Raw genomic sequence first — 17373 nt, 5'->3', positions numbered from 1 at the left:
CAGTCTTTCCAGAGTTTAGTCACAGACTTATCCACAGGATGGAATGACATATTCCGGTCATATACCTGTGTCTTTAAACAGGTTGACAAACCCTTCGGGTGGTCGCGAAAAAACCGCTGATCAAAAAACAATCACCACGCTGCAAGCCACGAAAACAAAGGCCTCCAGCCAGCTACTCCCACGTTACCCACAGCCGGTTCCACAGTGGTTGGGGACAAGTCAAAACTGTGACAAAACAGGGATTTGCGGCGGCTATATGTCGCGCTTTGACAGGTGCCTGGATTTGTTGTCCACAATTTCGGGAAAGCACTGTGGATAGCCAAAAACAAGTGTGGGAGCCGAAGCTCCCACACAGGTATTACCGCTGGATCAGCAATCAATGCCCGCCTAGATAAGCGTTACGCACCTCCTCATTCACCAGCAGCTCCTTGCCGGTGCCTGTGAGGCGAATCTCGCCGTTGACCATCACGTACGCCCGGTCCGACAAGCGCAACGCATGGTTGGCGTTCTGCTCCACCAGGAAGATGGTCATGCCGGTGGACGCCAGCTCCCGCAACGTGGCAAAGATCTGCTTCACCACAATCGGCGCCAGCCCCAGGCTCGGCTCGTCCAGCAGCAACAGCTTGGGCCGGCTCATCAGCGCACGGGCGATGGCGAGCATCTGCTGTTCACCACCGGACATGGTCATCGCCCGCTGGTTACGCCGCTCCTTGAGCCGCGGGAACAGCTCGAACATGCGCTGCATGTCCTCGGTGGCGAACTTGTCGCCAATCGGGATGGTGCCCATCAACAGGTTTTCCTCGACGGTCATGTCGGGGAACACCCGCCGGCCTTCCGGCGACTGCGCGATACCGTTGGAGGCGATGTAGTGGGACGACTTGTGGGTAATGTCCACGCCGCGGTAGATGATCTGCCCCGACTCGGCCCGTGGCTGGCCGAAGATCGACATCAGCAGCGTGGATTTACCCGCGCCGTTGGAGCCGATCAGGCTGACGGTTTCGCCTTCGTTGATGTGCAGCGAGACTTTCTTCAAGGCCTGGATCGGGCCGTAGAACACGTCCAGGTCTTTCAGTTCGAGGATTGGTTCACTCATACCAGCTCCTCTTCATCAGCGCCCAGGTAAGCCGCGATCACTTTAGGGTCATTACGGATCGCTTCCGGGCCGCCTTCCGCAATGACGTTGCCGTGGTCCAGCACCACGATGTGGTCGGAAATACTCATCACCATGCCCATGTCGTGTTCGATCAGCACCACCGTCAGGTCGTGTTCGTCCCGCAGCAGGCGAATCATCGCGCTGAGGGCTTCGGTTTCCTGGGGGTTGAGGCCGGCAGCCGGTTCGTCGAGGCAGATGATCTGCGGCCGGGTACACATGGCGCGGGCGATTTCCAGGCGGCGTTGTTGGCCGTAGGACAGCTCGCCGGCCAGGCGGTTGGCGCAGTCCACCAGGTCCACCACTTCCAGCCAGTAGAACGCATGGTCGAGGGCGTCGCTTTCAGCCTTGCGGTAGCCCTTGGTGTTGAGGATGCCCGCGAGCATGTTGCGGTTGACCCACATGTGCTGGGCCACCAGCAGGTTCTCCACCACCGACATTTCCTTGAACAGGCGAATGTTCTGGAAGGTACGCGCCAGGCCTGCACGGTTCACCAGGTGGGTGCCGCCGAACATCTTGTAGAACACCCGGCTGAAGAAGCTTTTCGGTGAGACAAAATCGGTGGCCTTGAAGCGCTCGCCGAGTAACTGAATCACGTTGGTCTGCTTGCCGCGCACATTGAGTTCGATCTTGCCGCCGGAGGCTTTGTAAAAACCGGTCAGGCAGTTGAACACCGTGGTCTTGCCGGCACCGTTGGGGCCGATCAGGGCGAAGATCGAGTTGCGCTCGACCTTGAGGCTCACATCGCTCAAGGCCTTGATGCCACCGAAGTGCATCATCAGGTGTTCAACGGAAAGGACGACTTCCTTGCTCATGGCGCCACTCCTTTACGTGGGACGACACCGGTACGGCTGATGCGAATCAGGCCTCGTGGTCGCCAGATCATCATTACCACCATCAACACGCCAAACAGCAGCACACGGTATTCAGAGAAGCTGCGCAGCAACTCGGGCGCCACGGTCAACACGAACGCGGCAATCACCACGCCGACGGTGGAGCCCATGCCACCCAATACGACAATGGCGAGGATCAGCGCCGACTCGAAGAAAGTGAACGACGACGGGTTGACGAAGCCCTGGTAGCTGGCGAAAAACACCCCGGCCAGACCGGCAGTGGAAGCGCCAATGGTGAACGCCGAGAGCTTCACCAGCACGTGGTTGAGGCCCATGGAACGGCAGGCGATTTCATCCTCGCGCAAGGCTTCCCAGGCGCGGCCCACCGGCATGCGGGTCAGGCGGTGCTTGATGTACAGCACCAGCAGCACCACCAGGAACAGCACGATGTAGATGAACAGGAATTTGAAGTTGGCGTTGTAGTCGATGCCGAAGAACTCGTGGAACGGCACCCCGCCATCCTTCGCCTTGCGCACAAACTCCAGGCCGAAAAACGTCGGCGACGGCACCGGCATGCCGTTCGGGCCACCGGTAAACGACAGCCAGTTGTTCAGCACCAGGCGGATGATTTCACCGAAGCCCAGGGTCACGATCGCCAGGTAATCGCCGTGCATTCGCAGCACCGGGAACCCGAGTATGCACCCCGCCAGCGCGGCACAGATGGCCGCCAACGGCAGCACCGACCAGAAGCCCAGACCGAGGTATTGATAACCCAGCGCCAGCCCATAGGCACCAATGGCGTAGAACGCCACGTAGCCCAGGTCGAGCAGCCCGGCCAGGCCTACCACGATGTTCAGGCCCAGGCCCAGCAACACGTAGATCAGCCCGAGGATCACCACCGTCAGCAGGTATTTGTTGGCGAAGAACGGGAAGACGATGGCAATCACGATCAACGCCGGAATGATCCAGCGCAGGCGCGATTTGTAGTCCGGCTTGAGCACGTGCACACCGGAACCGGTGCTCTCAAATCCCTGCAGAATCCGCAGGCCCTTGGGGGTTTGCAGGAACAGGCTCATGGCGAATCGGCCGACCATCACAATGGCCACCAGGATGCCGACACGCGCCGGTTCCAGGTTGAAGCTGTAGCCGTCGAGGACCACGCCGACGATCGGACCGAACACGATCAGCGAAATCAGCCCGGCGAGTACCGCATCGACGACACTTTTCTTGATATCGATAGAGTAGGCAGCAGACATAGTTATACCTTCGCCACGAGTGGGCGACCGAGCAGGCCCTGGGGACGGAAAATCAGAATCACCACCAGCAGGGAGAAACTGAACACGTCTTTGTAGTCAGAGTTGATCAACCCCGAGAACAGCGACTCGGAAATACCCAGGATGATCCCGCCGAGCATGGCCCCAGGCAGGGAACCGATGCCGCCGAGTACCGCTGCGGTAAATGCCTTGATGCCGATGATGAAGCCGGCATAGAAGTCGAACGTGCCGTAGTTCAGGGTGATCAGCACACCGGCCAACGCGGCCATGGCGGCACCAATCACGAATACGTAGGAGATGACCCGGTCGGTGTTGATGCCGAGGATCGACGCCATCTTGCGGTCTTGCTGGGTAGCGCGGCACATGCGGCCGAGCTTGGTGTTCTTGATGATGTAGGTCAGCAGGCCCATGCCGACGAACGCGGCCACCAGGATAAACACCTTGGTGTAGGTCAACTGCACGAACCCGGTGCCGATGTCGACTCTCCAGGCGCCGGCCAGCAGCGTCGGGATGCCTTGTTGCTTGGCGCCCTGGGCGATCTGCGCGTAGTTCTGCAGGATCAGCGAGATACCGATGGCGCTGATCAGCGGTGCCAGTCGGGTGGAGTTGCGCAGCGGTTTGTAGGCGACACGCTCAATGACCCAACCGTAAACGCCAGTGACGACGACGGTGAAGATCAGGGTGCCAAGAATGAGCAGCGGGAAGGATTCGATGCCGAAGTAAGCCAGCAGTGCCAGACTGATCGCCGCGAGGTAAGCGGAAATCATATAAACCTCGCCGTGGGCGAAGTTGATCATGCCAATGATGCCATAGACCATTGTGTAGCCGATGGCGATCAAGCCATAGACCGACCCGAGGGTCAGCCCATTGACCAGTTGCTGCAGGAATATACCATCCATAACGCAATCTCACGCAGTGAGAGCCTGCACACCTGTGGGTGTGCGGATCTTCTAGGAGGAAAAAACAGACACAAAAGGGGCTGGCAACCAAGTCCCCGTGTGGGAGCTGGCTTGTGTGGGAGCCGGGCTTGCCCGCGATGCAGACACCTCGCAATGTCAGTCAAACCGAGGTGACGCTATCGCAGGCAAGCCAGCTCCCACAAAAGCCCGGCTCCTACAGGGTCAAGTGGCGTCTAACCAATCGCGCTAACTATTACTTCTGCTTTTCCAGCTGGTGATACTTGCCGTCCTTGTCCCACTGGTAAACCACATAGTCGGAGACTTTCAGGTCGCCCTTGGCGTCCCAATTCTTCTCGCCCATGACGGTTTTGACCGGGTGGGCTTTGAGCCACTTGGCCGCGTCTTCGCCTTTGTTGGACTTGGCGCCATTGAAGCCGGCGGCCAGGGCCTGGATCGAAGCGTAGGCGTACAGGGTGTAGCCTTCAGGCTCGGTACCGGCCTTGCGGAACTGTTCCACGACGGCCTTGCTGTCTGGCAGCAGGCGCGGGTCGGCGCCGAAGGTCATGTACACGCCATCCACGTACTGCGCACCACCGGCGGTCGCAACCAGCTCATCGGTGACCACACCGTCATCGGACATGAACTTGACGTCTTTCAGGCCGGCTTCACGAATCTGGCGAACCAGTGGACCGGCTTCCGGGTGCAGGCCGCCGAAGTACACGACATCAGCACCGGTGGAGCGGATCTTGGTGACCAGGGCGCTGAAATCTTTCTCGCCACGGGTCAGGCCTTCTTCCAGCACCGGCTTCACGCCGCGCTTGGTCAACTGCTGTGCAGTGGCGTCCGCCAGGCCTTTGCCGTAGGTGTCCTTGTCGTTGATAACGGCAACTTTCTTGCCCTTGAGCACGTCGACGATGTAGTCGCCGGCCACGATGCCTTGCTGGTCGTCACGACCACACATACGGAACACCGCCGACAGGCCGCGCTCGGTGACCTGCGGGTTGGTAGAGCCCGGGGTGATCATGATGATGCCCGCTTCGTCGTAAACCTCGGACGCCGGGATAGTGTTGGACGAGCAGAAGTGCCCGACCACGCCGATCACTTTTTCCTGGTCTGCCAGACGGTTGGCCACGGCCACAGCCTGCTTGGGTTCGCAGGCGTCGTCGCCGGCCACCAGTTTGATCTGCTCGCCGTTGATGCCGCCGGCCTTGTTGATGACATCGGCTGCCGCCTGGGCACCTTTCATGTACTGCTCACCAAATGCCGCGTTGGCGCCGGTCATCGGCCCCGCTACGCCAATCTTCACATCAGCTTGAGCAAACGCAGAAACACCCAGCGCAGCAGCAACTGCGAGGGCTAGAAAACCTTTCTTGTAAAACGTCTGGGACATGAGTGGTGCTCCGAGGTTTTTGTTGAATTGGCACTGCAGCTTCACTTCAAAAACTTTCAGCGAAAGCCCAGAGCAAGCGGCGTGCCATTACGTTTTTATTATTCAAAAAGACACGGTGTCATTGTTATTGCAGGTTTTTGGGCGCCTTTTGATTGGACGTGCAACCGTCTATCTCAATCGGGTGCAACCATTGGATCCATAAAGTGCAACCTGATGGATCCAACACTGCAACCCGGCCATTAAAGGGCCACCCTTGAACCTGTAACAGCGTGCGTAACGGAAGTGCACATTTACAGTGCGTTACTGCTACGACTCGCACCAATACAGATTAGTAGCCGGCTAAGAAAATGCAGGCTTCTGAGCGGTATTTCGTTGATCAGATCACGATCCGCAGGCATTGGCCCGCGTGATACAGCGAGAAGCCCGCCTCATACAGACAGCTGCGCAGGCCCACGCCCGCCAAGGGCTGCATCGGTGCGAACGGGATCGGCAGCGCCTGTGGATCCTGGTGACACAGGTAATCGGCAAACGCCTTGCCCACCACACTGCCAGTAGTCACCCCACGCCCGTTGTAACCGGTGACCGCCACCAGCCCGGGCGCCGGCTCGAACAAACGCATCAAGTGGTCCGGGGTGAAAGCGATACAGCCGGTCCAGGTGCATTCCCACTGCACCGGTTTGAGGTACGGGAAGTAGTGCTGTTGCACCCGATCGGCCCAGGCCTTGAGGAACCACGCGGGTTTCTGGTTGCCATTGCCCAGGCTGCCGAGCAACAGGCGGCCTTCGGCGTCGCGGCGAACGCTGCTGAGTACCTGGCGGGTGTCCCAGGAGCCCTGCCCGCCGGGGAGGATTTGTTGCGCGGCGTCGTCGGTCAGCGGGGCCGACGCCACCTGGTAGTAATAACCGGGGAAAAAATTGCGGCGCAGCTCGGTCCATTCGCCCTCGGTGTAGGCGTTGGAGGCGATCACCACTTGTTCGGCCTGCACCGAGCCCTGGGCAGTTTGCACAGACCAGTGCTGGCCCTGGCGTTCCAGTTGAGTGACCGGGGAATGGTCGAACAACTGCCCGCCCAGCCCGACAGCGGCATTGGCCAAACCGCTGGTGTAGGCCATCGGGTTCAGGGTACCCGCACGCCGGTCCAGCAAGGCGGCGGCGATCTTTTTGGTACCGGTGGCTTGCTCGCATGCTGCACCGGTCAACAGCTCCACCGGGGCGCCGCGACGCTTCCACTGTTCTTCACGACTGCGCAAATCCGCCTCGCCACGGGCGTTGTGCGCCATGTGCAAGGTGCCCTCGCGGCGCAGTTGGCAGTCGATGCTGTATTTGTCGATCAGGCTGAACACCAGGGACGGTGCCGCGCCGAGCATGCGATTGAGCTGGCTGCCCACCGCCGTGCCAAAACCGGCCTCGATCTCGTCCGGCGGAATCCACATCCCGGCATTCACCAGGCCTACGTTGCGCCCCGAACCACCGTGGCCGGTGCGGTGGGCTTCGAGGACGGCGACGCTTTTACCTTGTTCCAGCAAGTGAATGGCTGCCGACAAACCGGTGATACCGGCACCGATCACGCAGACATCCACGTTGACCTCGCCCTTGAGCGCAGCACGATCCGGCCGGCCAGGGGTGAGCTGTTCCCACAAACATGCTTCGCGTAATGCCATTGCCAGACTCCGATGAGACCTAACAAACCACTATTTTGATGTGCGAACCCGATCAACTGTGGGAGCCAGCTCCCACATTGACCTCACTTCGAGCAGAGACTCAGTCGAAGGTGATGCCCTGGGCCAGCGGCAACTCCAGCGAGTAGTTCACGGTGTTGGTCTGGCGACGCATGTAGCCGCGCCATGCATCCGAACCCGACTCACGCCCGCCACCGGTCTCTTTCTCACCGCCAAACGCGCCACCAATCTCCGCGCCACTCGGGCCGATGTTGACGTTGGCAATCCCGCAGTCGCTGCCCACGGCCGACATGAACTGCTCGGCTTCACGCACGTCGGTGGTAAAGATGCACGACGACAGGCCTTGAGGCACGGCGTTGTTGAGGCGCAGCGCTTCAGCGAAATCGGTGTAGCCCACCACGTACAGAATCGGCGCGAAAGTCTCGGTGCACACCACGTCACTCTGCTCCGGCATTTCCACGATCGCCGGCGACACGTAGTAAGCGTTGGGGAATTTGTCCTCCAACTGACGCTTGCCGCCAAACACCCGGCCGCCTTCGCTCAAGGCCTGTTCCAGGGCGTCCTGCATGTTTTCGAAGCTGTGTTTGTCGATCAGCGGGCCGATCAGGTTGCCTTCCAGTGGATGGCCGATGCGCACCTTGGCATACGCGGCCTTGAGGCGGGTGACGATTTCCTCTTTCACCGACTCATGGGCGATCAACCGGCGCAGGCTGGTGCAGCGCTGCCCGGCAGTGCCGACGGCGCTGAACAGGATGGCGCGCACGGCCATGTCCAGGTCGGCGCTTGGGCCGAGGATCATGGCGTTGTTGCCGCCCAATTCGAGAATGCTGCGGGCAAAACGCGCGGCGACTTTCGGCGCCACTTCGCGGCCCATGCGGGTGCTGCCAGTGGCGCTGATCAGCGCCACACGCGGGTCATCCACCAGTGCGGCACCGGCGTCACGGCCACCGATGATCACTTGGCTCAGGTACTCGGGGGCGCCGTCGAATTTCTTCAGCACGCGCTCGAACAACGCTTGGCAGGCCAAGGCGGTGAGCGGGGTTTTTTCCGAGGGTTTCCAGATCACCGCGTTGCCGCACACCAGTGCCAGCGCGGTGTTCCACGCCCACACCGCCACCGGGAAGTTGAACGCACTGATCACGCCGACCACGCCCAGCGGGTGCCAGGTTTCACGCATGTGGTGGCCCGGGCGCTCGGAGGCGATGGTCAAGCCATACAGTTGGCGCGACAGGCCGACGGCGAAGTCGCAGATGTCGATCATTTCCTGCACTTCACCCAGGCCTTCCTGGGTGATCTTGCCGGCTTCCCACGACACCAGCTCACCGAGGTCGGCTTTGTACTCGCGCAACACGTCGCCGAACTGGCGCACCAGCTCACCACGGCGGGGTGCCGGCACCTTGCGCCAGGCGTCGAATGCATGCTCGGCGCGACTGACCTGCTGCTCCACCTCGGCGGCACCTTCCCAGTGCACACTGGCAATCCGGCTGCCATCGATGGGCGAATGCACGGGCTGTTTGCCCGACTGGTACAGCGCCGGGTTTACCCCGAGACGATCAAGCAATGCGGCAACCATGGGTCACTCCTTCAATCTACAAACAGAAATTTGCGCCGCCAGCTGTCGCGGCGATCCAGACCTTATTTGTAGCTGGCCCAAGACTTGCCAACAAACGACGATTAGGCGAGATATCATTCCGTTTATTCATGCTAAGAACAAAAAAGAGGCGTGCCGTGCTGAATAAAAGACATTTGCCCTCGATTACCGCCTTGCAGTGTTTCGAAGCGGTTACCCGCCACCTGAGTTTTACCCGCGCCGCCGAGGAGCTGAACCTCACCCAGAGCGCCGTCAGCAAACAGGTCGCGCAGCTGGAAGAACTGCTGCAGCACCTGCTGTTTCGCCGTGTACGCCGCCGCTTGCAGATGACCCCGGCAGGCGATTTGTACCTGGTGGAGGTGCGCAAGATCCTCACCCAGGTGGAGATGTCCACCCACTACCTGCGTTCCTACGGCGGCGAGACTGAAGTGCTGCGGGTGTCCACGCCCTACACCTTCGGCGCTCGCTGGCTGGTGCCGCGCCTCAAGGGCTGGCGGCTGCGCCATCCGCAGATTCACCTGGACCTGTGCAACGAACAGGAACCGGACGAGTTGCTGCAAGGCAAGGCCGACCTGGCCTTCTATTTCGGCCAGGGCTCACGGCCCGGCACCGAGAGCCTCAAGCTGTTCAGTGAAGAACTGGTGCCCGTGTGCTCGCCCGACAGCCTGCCCGCACAACCCTTTACCGACCCCACGCAGCTCAGTGAACTGGTGCTGCTGCAAAACGCCTCGCGCCCCCAAGGCTGGCACGACTGGTTCGCGGCCCAGGGCTTTCACACCGAGCACAGCTACCACGGGCCGCGCTTCGAGACCTTTTATATGTGCATCCGCGCCGCGCAAGTGGGCTGTGGTGTGGCGCTGCTGCCACGGTTCCTGGTGGAAGAAGAATTGGCCGAAGGCAAGCTGGTGATCCCCTGGCAGCACGCGATGCCGAGCCAGGATGCGTATTACCTGGCTTACCCGGAGCACTCGGCGGAAGTGCCCAAGGTGCGGGATTTTGTGAAGTGGATGATGGAGCAAGTCGAGTCAGTTTGATTTTTTTGGCCTGCAATACCGCTATCGCAGGCAAGCCAGCTCCCACCTTTTGGAATGCATTCACCTGTGGGAGCGGGCTTGCCTGCGATGGCGTCAGTGGCCCCACCGAAAAAACTGCTGGCAAAACAGCACAGGTCTATGCGCCACTAGCGCCATTCCTTAATTGTGCGTAAAGGTCGGCGCCCATCGCCGACCCGTCTGGAGATTCCCGTTATGAGCGAGAGTGTGTTTGCCGATCGCATCGTGCAGAACCTGCTCGACACCGACTTCTACAAGCTGACCATGATGCAGGCGGTGCTGCACAACTACCCGAACGTGGAAGTTGAATGGGAGTTTCGTTGCCGTAACAGTGAAGACCTGCGCCCGTACCTGGCGGAGATCCGCTACCAGATCGAGCGCCTGGCCGAGCTGAGCCTGAGCCCCGACCAACTGGGCTTCCTGGAACGCATCAGCTTCATGAAGCCGGATTTCCTGCGGTTCCTCGGGCTGTTTCGCTTCAACCTGCGCTACGTGCACACCGGCATCGAAAACGGCGAGTTGTTTATCCGCCTGCGCGGGCCGTGGCTGCATGTGATCCTGTTTGAAGTGCCGATGCTGGCGATCGTCAGCGAGGTGCGTAACCGTTATCGCTACCAGACCGTCATCCTCGAACAGGCCCGCGAGCAGCTGTATCGCAAGTTCGACTGGCTGACGGCCAACGCCAGCGTCGAAGAACTGTCCGAATTGCAGGTGGCGGATTTCGGCACGCGCCGGCGCTTCTCCTACCGTGTGCAGGAAGAAGTGGTGACGGTGCTCAAGCACGACTTCCCCGGGCGGTTTGTCGGCACCAGCAACGTGCACCTGGCCCGCGAGCTGGACATGAAGCCCCTGGGCACCATGGCCCACGAGTGGATCATGGCCCACCAGCAACTCGGCCCGCGCCTGATCGACAGCCAGATCGCCGCCCTCGACTGCTGGGTTCGCGAGTACCGTGGCCTGCTGGGCATCGCCTTGACCGATTGCATCACCACCGACGCGTTCCTCGGCGATTTCGACCTGTACTTCGCCAAGCTGTTCGACGGCCTGCGCCACGACTCCGGCGACCCGGTGCAGTGGGCCGAAAAGGCCATCGCCCACTATCACAAGCTGGGCATCGAGCCGATGAGCAAGACCCTGGTGTTCTCCGACAGCCTGTCGCTGCCCAAGGCATTGGAGATTTTCCGCGCGCTGCGGGGTCGGATCAATGTGAGCTTTGGCATCGGCACCAACCTGACCTGTGATATTCCAGGTGTGGAACCGATGAGCATCGTGCTTAAAATGACCGCCTGTAATGGCCAGCCCGTCGCGAAGATTTCCGATGAAGCGGGCAAGACCCACTGCACCGATCCGAATTTCGTCGCCTATTTGCGCCACGTTTTCAAAGTACCTGCCCTACCCAGCAAGGAGTGAATCATGCAAGCCGTACAGCGCGAGATTGCTGAACAGCTCAAGGTCCAACCGCCCTTTAAGGACCAGGCCGCCCTTGAGGCGGAGGTCGCCCGGCGCGTTACCTTTATCCAGGACTGCCTGCTCAATTCAGGCCTCAAGACGTTGGTGCTGGGCATCAGCGGCGGCGTCGACTCCCTGACCGCCGGCCTGCTGGCCCAACGCGCGATGGAAGAGTTGCGGGCCGCCAAGGGTGACGAGGCCTACCGCTTTATCGCGGTGCGCCTGCCCTACGAAACCCAGTTCGACGAACACGACGCCCAGGCGTCCGTGGACTTTATCGAGCCCGACGAGCGTCACACGGTGAACATCGGCCCGGCGGTGAAATCCCTGGCCAATGAAGTGGCCGCGTTTGAAGGCAAGGCCGCGGTCTCCCGGGACTTCGTGCTGGGCAATACCAAGGCGCGCATGCGCATGGTGGCGCAGTACACCATCGCCGGTGCGGCCGGCGGCCTGGTGATCGGTACCGACCACGCGGCGGAAGCCGTGATGGGCTTTTTCACCAAATTCGGCGATGGCGCCTGCGACCTGGCGCCGCTGAGCGGGCTGGTGAAAAACCAGGTGCGCGCGATTGCCCGACACTTTGGTGCCCCGGAATCGCTGGTGGAGAAAATCCCGACGGCCGACCTCGAAGACCTGTCCCCGGGCAAGCCGGATGAAGCGTCCCACGGCGTGACCTACGCCGAGATCGACGCGTTCCTGCACGGCGAGCCGGTGCGCGAGGAAGCGTTCCGGATCATCTGCGATACCTATCGCAAGACCGAGCACAAACGGGTGATGCCGTTTGCACCATAAGCCGACGCGCAGCTCATTGTGGCAAAAGCAGCTCAAAAAAAAGCGCCCCGAAGGGCGCTTTTTTTTGCCTGAAGAATGATTACTTCAGGGTCACAGTGCCTTTCATCATAGAGATGTGGCCTGGGAAGGAGCAGAAGAACGAGTAGTCAGTACCTGCCGCCAGCTTCGACACATCGAAGGTCACGGAGTCTTTCTCGCCGGCACCGATGATCTTGGTGTGGGCAATGATGCGGGCGTCGCCGTCTTTCAGGTAGTTCTTGTCGATACCGGCAGCCATGCCGTCGCTGGCGATGCCAGGCATGTCGGCGGTGGAACTCAGCACCCAGTTATGGCCCATGACGTTTTTCGGCAAGCTGCCGGAGTGGGTCAACTCTACGGTGAACGTCTTGCAGCTCTTGTCGATTTCGACGGCCTTGGTGTTGAAGGACATCTGGTCAGTGGAGTCGACAGTGACCTTGCACTCTGCAGCAAGCAACTGGCCGCTAGCCAGAGTCAGCAGGGAAACAGCAACGAGTTTGGCAAACATGTGAATCTCCAGGGCAGGGTTTAAAAAACGCATATTGCGACAAGGGTGCCTGAGTCAGGCAGGACTTCATATGATCTGTATCAACAGATTGTATACAACTTTAGGCTATCAGACTCATCGAAACAATCTACCGGCCAAACTCGCACCGCCGGCCTATGATCGGCTCATCTTCCTTCTGGAGTCCGAGCCATGCACCTCAATAGCCTGTTCCGCAGCCTGCTTGCCGCCTATGCCTGTGGCGCCAGCGGCACCTACGAAACACCTCAACGCGAGGTTTAATCCTTTGAGAGACGCAAGCCAGCCTTTACTCTTTAGCCACAACTGAGTGGAGTCAGGTATGTCCTTGAAGTCTGTTTGTGTATTTTGCGGTGCCAGCAGCGGCACCAACCCGGCCTACCGCGAAGCGGCCGTTGCCCTCGGGCGTGCGCTGGCCGAGCGCAAGCTCACCCTGGTGTATGGCGGCGGCGCCGTGGGCCTGATGGGTATCGTCGCGGATGCGGCCCTGGAAGCCGGTGGCGAGGTGATCGGGATTATTCCCGAAAGCCTGAAAGTCCTGGAAATCGGTCACAAAGGCCTGACCCGCCTGGAAGTGGTCGACGGCATGCACGCCCGCAAGGCGCGCATGGCCGAGCTGAGCGACGCGTTCATTGCGCTGCCGGGCGGCCTGGGCACCCTGGAAGAACTGTTCGAAGTCTGGACCTGGGGCCAGCTCGGCTACCACGGCAAACCGCTGGGTTTGCTCGAAGTGAACGGTTTTTACCGCAAGTTGACCGATTTTCTTGATCATATCGTCGGCGAAGGTTTCGTCCGCGCACCGCATCGTGCCATGCTGCAAATGAGCGAATCGCCGGCTGAGCTGCTTGACGCATTGGATGCCTGGCAACCGCTGGTCCTGCCCAAATGGGTGGATCAAAAACCCGATTAACCCTTGGGACGCGATTAAAGGCAGAATACGCGCCGCTCAACCTCACCTTCGACCCCAGAGGATCGCCCATGGCAAAACCTAATTACTCCTTCGCCAAACGTCAGAGAGACTTGGCCAAAGAGCAGAAGAAAGAGGAAAAGCTGCAGCGCAAGAAATTGGCAGCCGACGAAGAAGCCGGTGCACTGAACCCGGATGCTGAAGGTACAGTGGCTACAGACGAAACCGAAGCACCGAAAGATCAGGCGCCGGACGCCTGAGAACCACTGGATTTATGTAGGAGCCGGCTTGCCGGCGATCGGGCCGAATGATCACCAGAGATCTCAAGGTCGCCATCGCCGGCAAGCCGGCTCCTACAGTGGATCTGCACTATTCCAGCGGCATCACCGTCACCCGCACTTCCGGGTCATGGCTCCCTCCTCCCAGAATCACCCCCCGCAACGGCGAAACATCGGAAAAATCCCGGCCCCAGGCCAGGGTGATGTGTTCCAGCGCCGGCTGCACATTGTTGGTCGGATCAAAATCCACCCAACCCGACACCGGGCAAAACACCGACACCCACGCGTGGGACGCATCCGCGCCGATCAACCGTGGCTGGCCGGGCGGTGGCTGGGTCAGCAGGTAACCGCTGATATACCGCGCCGCCAGGCCCCGGGAGCGCAGGCACGCGAGCATCAGGTGGGCGAAGTCCTGGCACACGCCGCGCCGGCGCTCCAGCACTTCCACCAGCGGCGTGGCAACCTGGGTGGCTTCGGCATCGAAGGTGAACTCGCTGAAGATCTTTTGCATCAGCGCCTGCACACCCAACAGCAATGGGCGACCGGCCGGGAAACAGTCTTCAGAGAACTCGACGAAGCTTTTTTTCAAATGCACGTAGGGCGATTCAAACCGATAGCGACACGCCTCGATCACCTCGGCGGATAACGGCTGGCTGCTGTAGGTCATGCCGTTGCGGGTCTGGTCCCAGGCCGGCGACAGGCTGAAATCCAGCACCGGGCGCGCCAGCACTTCCACCGTCAGCCCGGCGTTCACCAGCAGCTCATCGTGGGGCCGCTCGAACGCCAGCCGGGTGATCGGGTTACCAAACACATCAAGCTCGTCCCGGCGCGAGGTCGGCTCGGGGCTGATCTCCAGTTGCTGCGAGCTGCAGCGCTGCCAGGCACACGGCCGCGGCCACAGGTGCGCCAGCTGCTGGGCCAGGGACACCGGGCTGTCGTAGTGGTAATGGGTATCGTGGAAAATCTGGTAGCGGGCACTCATCACACAGACACCGTTTGCTGGCTGACATCGTCCACATGGGCAAAATGGCGCAAGGCCAGGCGGTCGGAGACTTGCCCGCTTTCATCGGCCACCGCTTGCAGCAGGTCGGCCAGGCCGTCCAGCGCGGCACGCACGCTGGACTCGCCGAACAGCGGGTTCTCCAGGCAACCCAGGTCAAAGCGCGCCAGGCGCTCCACCAACGGCGCGAGCCCGGTTTCCCGGGGCACGCCAAAATCATCATTCAGCCGACGCAGGGTGCGGCTCACCAGTTTCAGCTGGAACAGCACCGCGTGGGGGTTTTGCTCATCCAGCAGCAACAGGTCCAGCACCGGGATCAATTGCGGCACCGCGAGGTAGCGCGAGCGATAGGTGATGCTGCTGTTGCCCAGTTCCAGCAACCACTCCAGCCCGGCCTGATCGAATACCGCCACGCCACGCAGGAAGGCCGCCAGGCTGCTGCTGAGGAACTGCAGGCGCTCGATGCGCCGGCCCATCATCAGGAAGCGCCAGCCTTCGTCGCGGGTCATGTCGTCGAGGGCAAAACCCGACAGCGCCGCCAGGGACATCACCAGGCGGTTGAGGAAGTCGAGCAGTTCGCCAAAGTCCGGCTCTTCGCTTTCCAGCTCCAGGGCTTCGCGTTGCAATTCCACCAGCGCTTGCCAGTTTTCACGGGACAGCTTGCCGCGCACCTGGGACGCCGCCCACTGCAAACGCTGCAGGTTGGCCCGCAGGCTCGACGGCCAGTCATCACCGAGCAAGGCCGCCTGAAGCCGCTCAGGCAATTCGCCCTCCTCCGGCAACAGTCGCAGGTTCTCGCCCAGCTCGACCGCCGCCTGCAACGCCAGGGGGTCGTCTCCATCGACATAGCGGGCGAGGACGATCCGCAGCCAGCGCGCACTGTCATCACAGCGCTCGCAATAGCGGCCAAACCAGAACAGGTTCTCCACCACCCGCGACGGCAGGTACGGGTCACGCCGCACCAGGTCGTGGGCGCCGATTGCCCGTTGGGCGCGCCACTGTTCGGTGCCGTGGGCACGCTCGCCGAGCACCCAGGTGTCCTTGCTTGCACCGCCGCGTTGCATCGACACCACTTCGGCATCGGCTTCGGCGGCCACGCGGGTCAGGCCGCCGGGCAGTACCCGGTAACCGTCGGCGCTGGCCACGGCGTAAACGCGCATGCCGATGGCACGGTGTTGCAGGTGATCGTCGACGGTGTGCCAGACCGGCGCTTGCGACAACTGCGCGAGTTCCTGGGCGACGTAGGCGTAGGGTCGCGCCTGCATGCGCTCGGCCAGGGCCTGTCGTTGCTCGTCGTTCAAATCGCGGCCAAACACCGGGGTGAAGCTTTGCGACGGAAAGGCCGGCTTGATCAGCAGCTCCGGGAGTTTTTCCAGGGCTTCGGCCAGCACCGGCGCCTCACCGCACCACCAGGTGGCGATGGACGGCAGGATCAGTTCTTCGCCAAACAGGAATTGATTGATCTTCGGCAAAAAGCCCAGCAAACCCGGGGACTCCAGCACGCCACTGCCCAAGGCGTTGGCCACCAGCACATTGCCCTGGCGTACGGCGTCCAGCAGGCCGGGCACGCCCAGGGCCGAGTCGGTGCGCAGCTCCAGCGGGTCGCAGAAGTCATCGTCCAGGCGGCGCATGATCGCGTGCACCCGGCGCAGCCCGCTGAGGGTTTTGAGGTACACCGTGGCGTCGCGCACGGTCAGGTCGCCGCCCTCCACCAGCGGGTAGCCGAGTTGGCGGGCGAGGTATAGGTGCTCAAAATAGCTTTCGTTGAAACGGCCCGGGGTCAGCAGCACGATCAGCGGCGGCTGGTCGTCGCTCGGCGCCTGGCGGGCCAGGGTTTCCTGCAAGGTGCGGAAGAAACCGGTGAGGTGCTGCACCTGCAAGTCGCGGTACAGGTCCGGGAATGCACGGGACACGATGGTGCGATTTTCCAGGGCATAACCGGCACCGGACGGAGCCTGGGTACGGTCGGCGGTCACCCACCAGCGGCCATCCGGCGTGCGCGCCAGGTCCACCGCGTACAGGTGCAGAAAGGCGCCGTCGGGCGGCTGGATGCCCTGGCACGGCCACAGGAAATTGTTATGGCCAAACACCAGCTCTGCCGGCAGCAAGCCTTCGGCAATCAAGCGCTGCGGGCCGTAGAGGTCGGCCAGTACCGCATTCAGCAGGCGCGCACGCTGGGCGATGCCGGCGGAAAGCTGCTTCCATTCATCGGCGGCCAGCACGTGGGGCAACAGGTCCAGCTCCCACGGGCGATCGGCGCCCTTGGGGTCGGCGTAGACGTTATAGGTCACGCCGTTTTCCTGGATCTGCCGGGTCAGCAAGGCCTGGCGCTGGGCCAGTTGCGCCGGGGTACTGCGTTGCAGGTGATCGAGCAGGCGCTGCCAATGGGCGCGCACCGCGCCGCTGTCGTCCAGCAGTTCGTGATAAGTGCCCGCGGTCAGCGGGTAACGGTCGAGCAAGTCGGGCATGGAACGCTCGGCAGGGGCAAGGGAAGTCAGTATGTAGGAGCCGGGCTTGCCCGCGATGCAGGCACCTCGGT

The 17373-nt window shown here is 61.3% G+C and carries 15 protein-coding genes; 5 read left to right on the top strand and 10 right to left on the bottom strand.

The genetic code is table 11. The annotated features are described in order from the left end of the window. Positions 1–376 precede the first annotated feature (376 nt). From JFV30_RS31810 to amaB, 7 genes are all read right to left on the bottom strand, one after another. Positions 377–1093 carry an ABC transporter ATP-binding protein gene (locus JFV30_RS31810; RefSeq protein WP_010173912.1) on the bottom strand — a complete coding sequence of 239 codons (717 nt, stop codon included), beginning with the start codon at positions 1091–1093 and terminating at the stop codon, positions 377–379. After that, positions 1090–1965 carry an ABC transporter ATP-binding protein gene (locus JFV30_RS31805; RefSeq protein WP_010173909.1) on the bottom strand — a complete coding sequence of 292 codons (876 nt, stop codon included), beginning with the start codon at positions 1963–1965 and terminating at the stop codon, positions 1090–1092. Before JFV30_RS31805 ends, JFV30_RS31810 begins: the two co-directional genes overlap by 4 nt. Next, positions 1962–3239, bottom strand: coding sequence for a high-affinity branched-chain amino acid ABC transporter permease LivM (livM, locus tag JFV30_RS31800; protein WP_010173907.1), 1278 nt, complete (start codon positions 3237–3239; stop codon positions 1962–1964). Before livM ends, JFV30_RS31805 begins: the two co-directional genes overlap by 4 nt. A 2-nt stretch (positions 3240–3241) precedes the next feature. Further along, on the bottom strand, positions 3242–4156 hold the full coding sequence (locus JFV30_RS31795) for an ABC transporter permease subunit (protein ID WP_201126029.1): 915 nt from the start codon (positions 4154–4156) through the stop codon (positions 3242–3244). Positions 4157–4409: 253 nt separating this feature from the next. Next, on the bottom strand, positions 4410–5546 hold the full coding sequence (locus JFV30_RS31790; protein WP_201126028.1) for a branched-chain amino acid ABC transporter substrate-binding protein: 1137 nt from the start codon (positions 5544–5546) through the stop codon (positions 4410–4412). 376 nt (positions 5547–5922) lie between these two features. After that, positions 5923–7206 (bottom strand): L-pipecolate oxidase, encoded by a 1284-nt coding sequence (amaA, locus tag JFV30_RS31785; protein ID WP_201126027.1) that lies wholly within the window; start codon positions 7204–7206, stop codon positions 5923–5925. A 100-nt stretch (positions 7207–7306) separates the two neighbouring features. Next, on the bottom strand, positions 7307–8797 hold the full coding sequence (amaB, locus tag JFV30_RS31780; protein ID WP_010173900.1) for an L-piperidine-6-carboxylate dehydrogenase: 1491 nt from the start codon (positions 8795–8797) through the stop codon (positions 7307–7309). A 155-nt stretch (positions 8798–8952) separates the two neighbouring features. Here amaB and JFV30_RS31775 point away from each other — a divergent pair, with 155 nt between their 5' ends. The 3 genes from JFV30_RS31775 to nadE all read left to right on the top strand — a co-directional run bounded on the left by JFV30_RS31775 (position 8953) and on the right by nadE (position 12108). Next, entirely contained in the window at positions 8953–9849 is an 897-nt protein-coding gene (locus JFV30_RS31775) for a LysR family transcriptional regulator (protein WP_201126026.1), read from the top strand. A 213-nt stretch (positions 9850–10062) separates the two neighbouring features. After that, positions 10063–11277 (top strand): nicotinate phosphoribosyltransferase, encoded by a 1215-nt coding sequence (gene pncB, locus JFV30_RS31770; protein WP_010173896.1) that lies wholly within the window; start codon positions 10063–10065, stop codon positions 11275–11277. Positions 11278–11280: 3 nt separating this feature from the next. Further along, the gene (nadE, locus tag JFV30_RS31765; RefSeq protein WP_201126025.1) at positions 11281–12108 is read left to right on the top strand and encodes an ammonia-dependent NAD(+) synthetase; all 828 of its coding nucleotides are present in this window, start codon (positions 11281–11283) and stop codon (positions 12106–12108) included. Positions 12109–12187: 79 nt separating this feature from the next. On the opposite strand, the gene azu is transcribed toward nadE, so the two are convergent. Then, on the bottom strand, positions 12188–12634 hold the full coding sequence (gene azu, locus JFV30_RS31760) for an azurin (protein WP_010173890.1): 447 nt from the start codon (positions 12632–12634) through the stop codon (positions 12188–12190). Positions 12635–12971: 337 nt separating this feature from the next. Between azu and JFV30_RS31755 the strand changes: the two genes are divergently transcribed. Further along, positions 12972–13559, top strand: a complete 588-nt coding sequence (locus JFV30_RS31755) for an LOG family protein (RefSeq protein WP_010173888.1) — start codon at positions 12972–12974, stop codon at positions 13557–13559. Between the two features lie 68 nt (positions 13560–13627). Beyond that, the gene (locus tag JFV30_RS31750; protein ID WP_010173886.1) at positions 13628–13816 is read left to right on the top strand and encodes a hypothetical protein; all 189 of its coding nucleotides are present in this window, start codon (positions 13628–13630) and stop codon (positions 13814–13816) included. 109 nt (positions 13817–13925) lie between these two features. Here JFV30_RS31750 and JFV30_RS31745 read toward each other — a convergent pair whose 3' ends face one another. Beyond that, positions 13926–14816 carry a transglutaminase family protein gene (locus JFV30_RS31745; RefSeq protein WP_201126024.1) on the bottom strand — a complete coding sequence of 297 codons (891 nt, stop codon included), beginning with the start codon at positions 14814–14816 and terminating at the stop codon, positions 13926–13928. Beyond that, a complete protein-coding gene (locus JFV30_RS31740) occupies positions 14816–17302 on the bottom strand; it encodes a circularly permuted type 2 ATP-grasp protein (protein WP_010173882.1) in 2487 nt (828 codons plus the stop codon). The genes JFV30_RS31745 and JFV30_RS31740 overlap by 1 nt, the downstream gene beginning before the upstream one ends. Positions 17303–17373: the final 71 nt, after the last annotated feature.

Origin of the sequence: Pseudomonas sp. TH32 (genome assembly GCF_016650855.1) — a bacterium.
In the GTDB taxonomy this organism is placed as follows: domain Bacteria; phylum Pseudomonadota; class Gammaproteobacteria; order Pseudomonadales; family Pseudomonadaceae; genus Aquipseudomonas.
The sequence above is the reverse complement of the archived record's forward strand: the minus strand, read 5'-3'. Positions and strand labels throughout refer to the sequence as shown.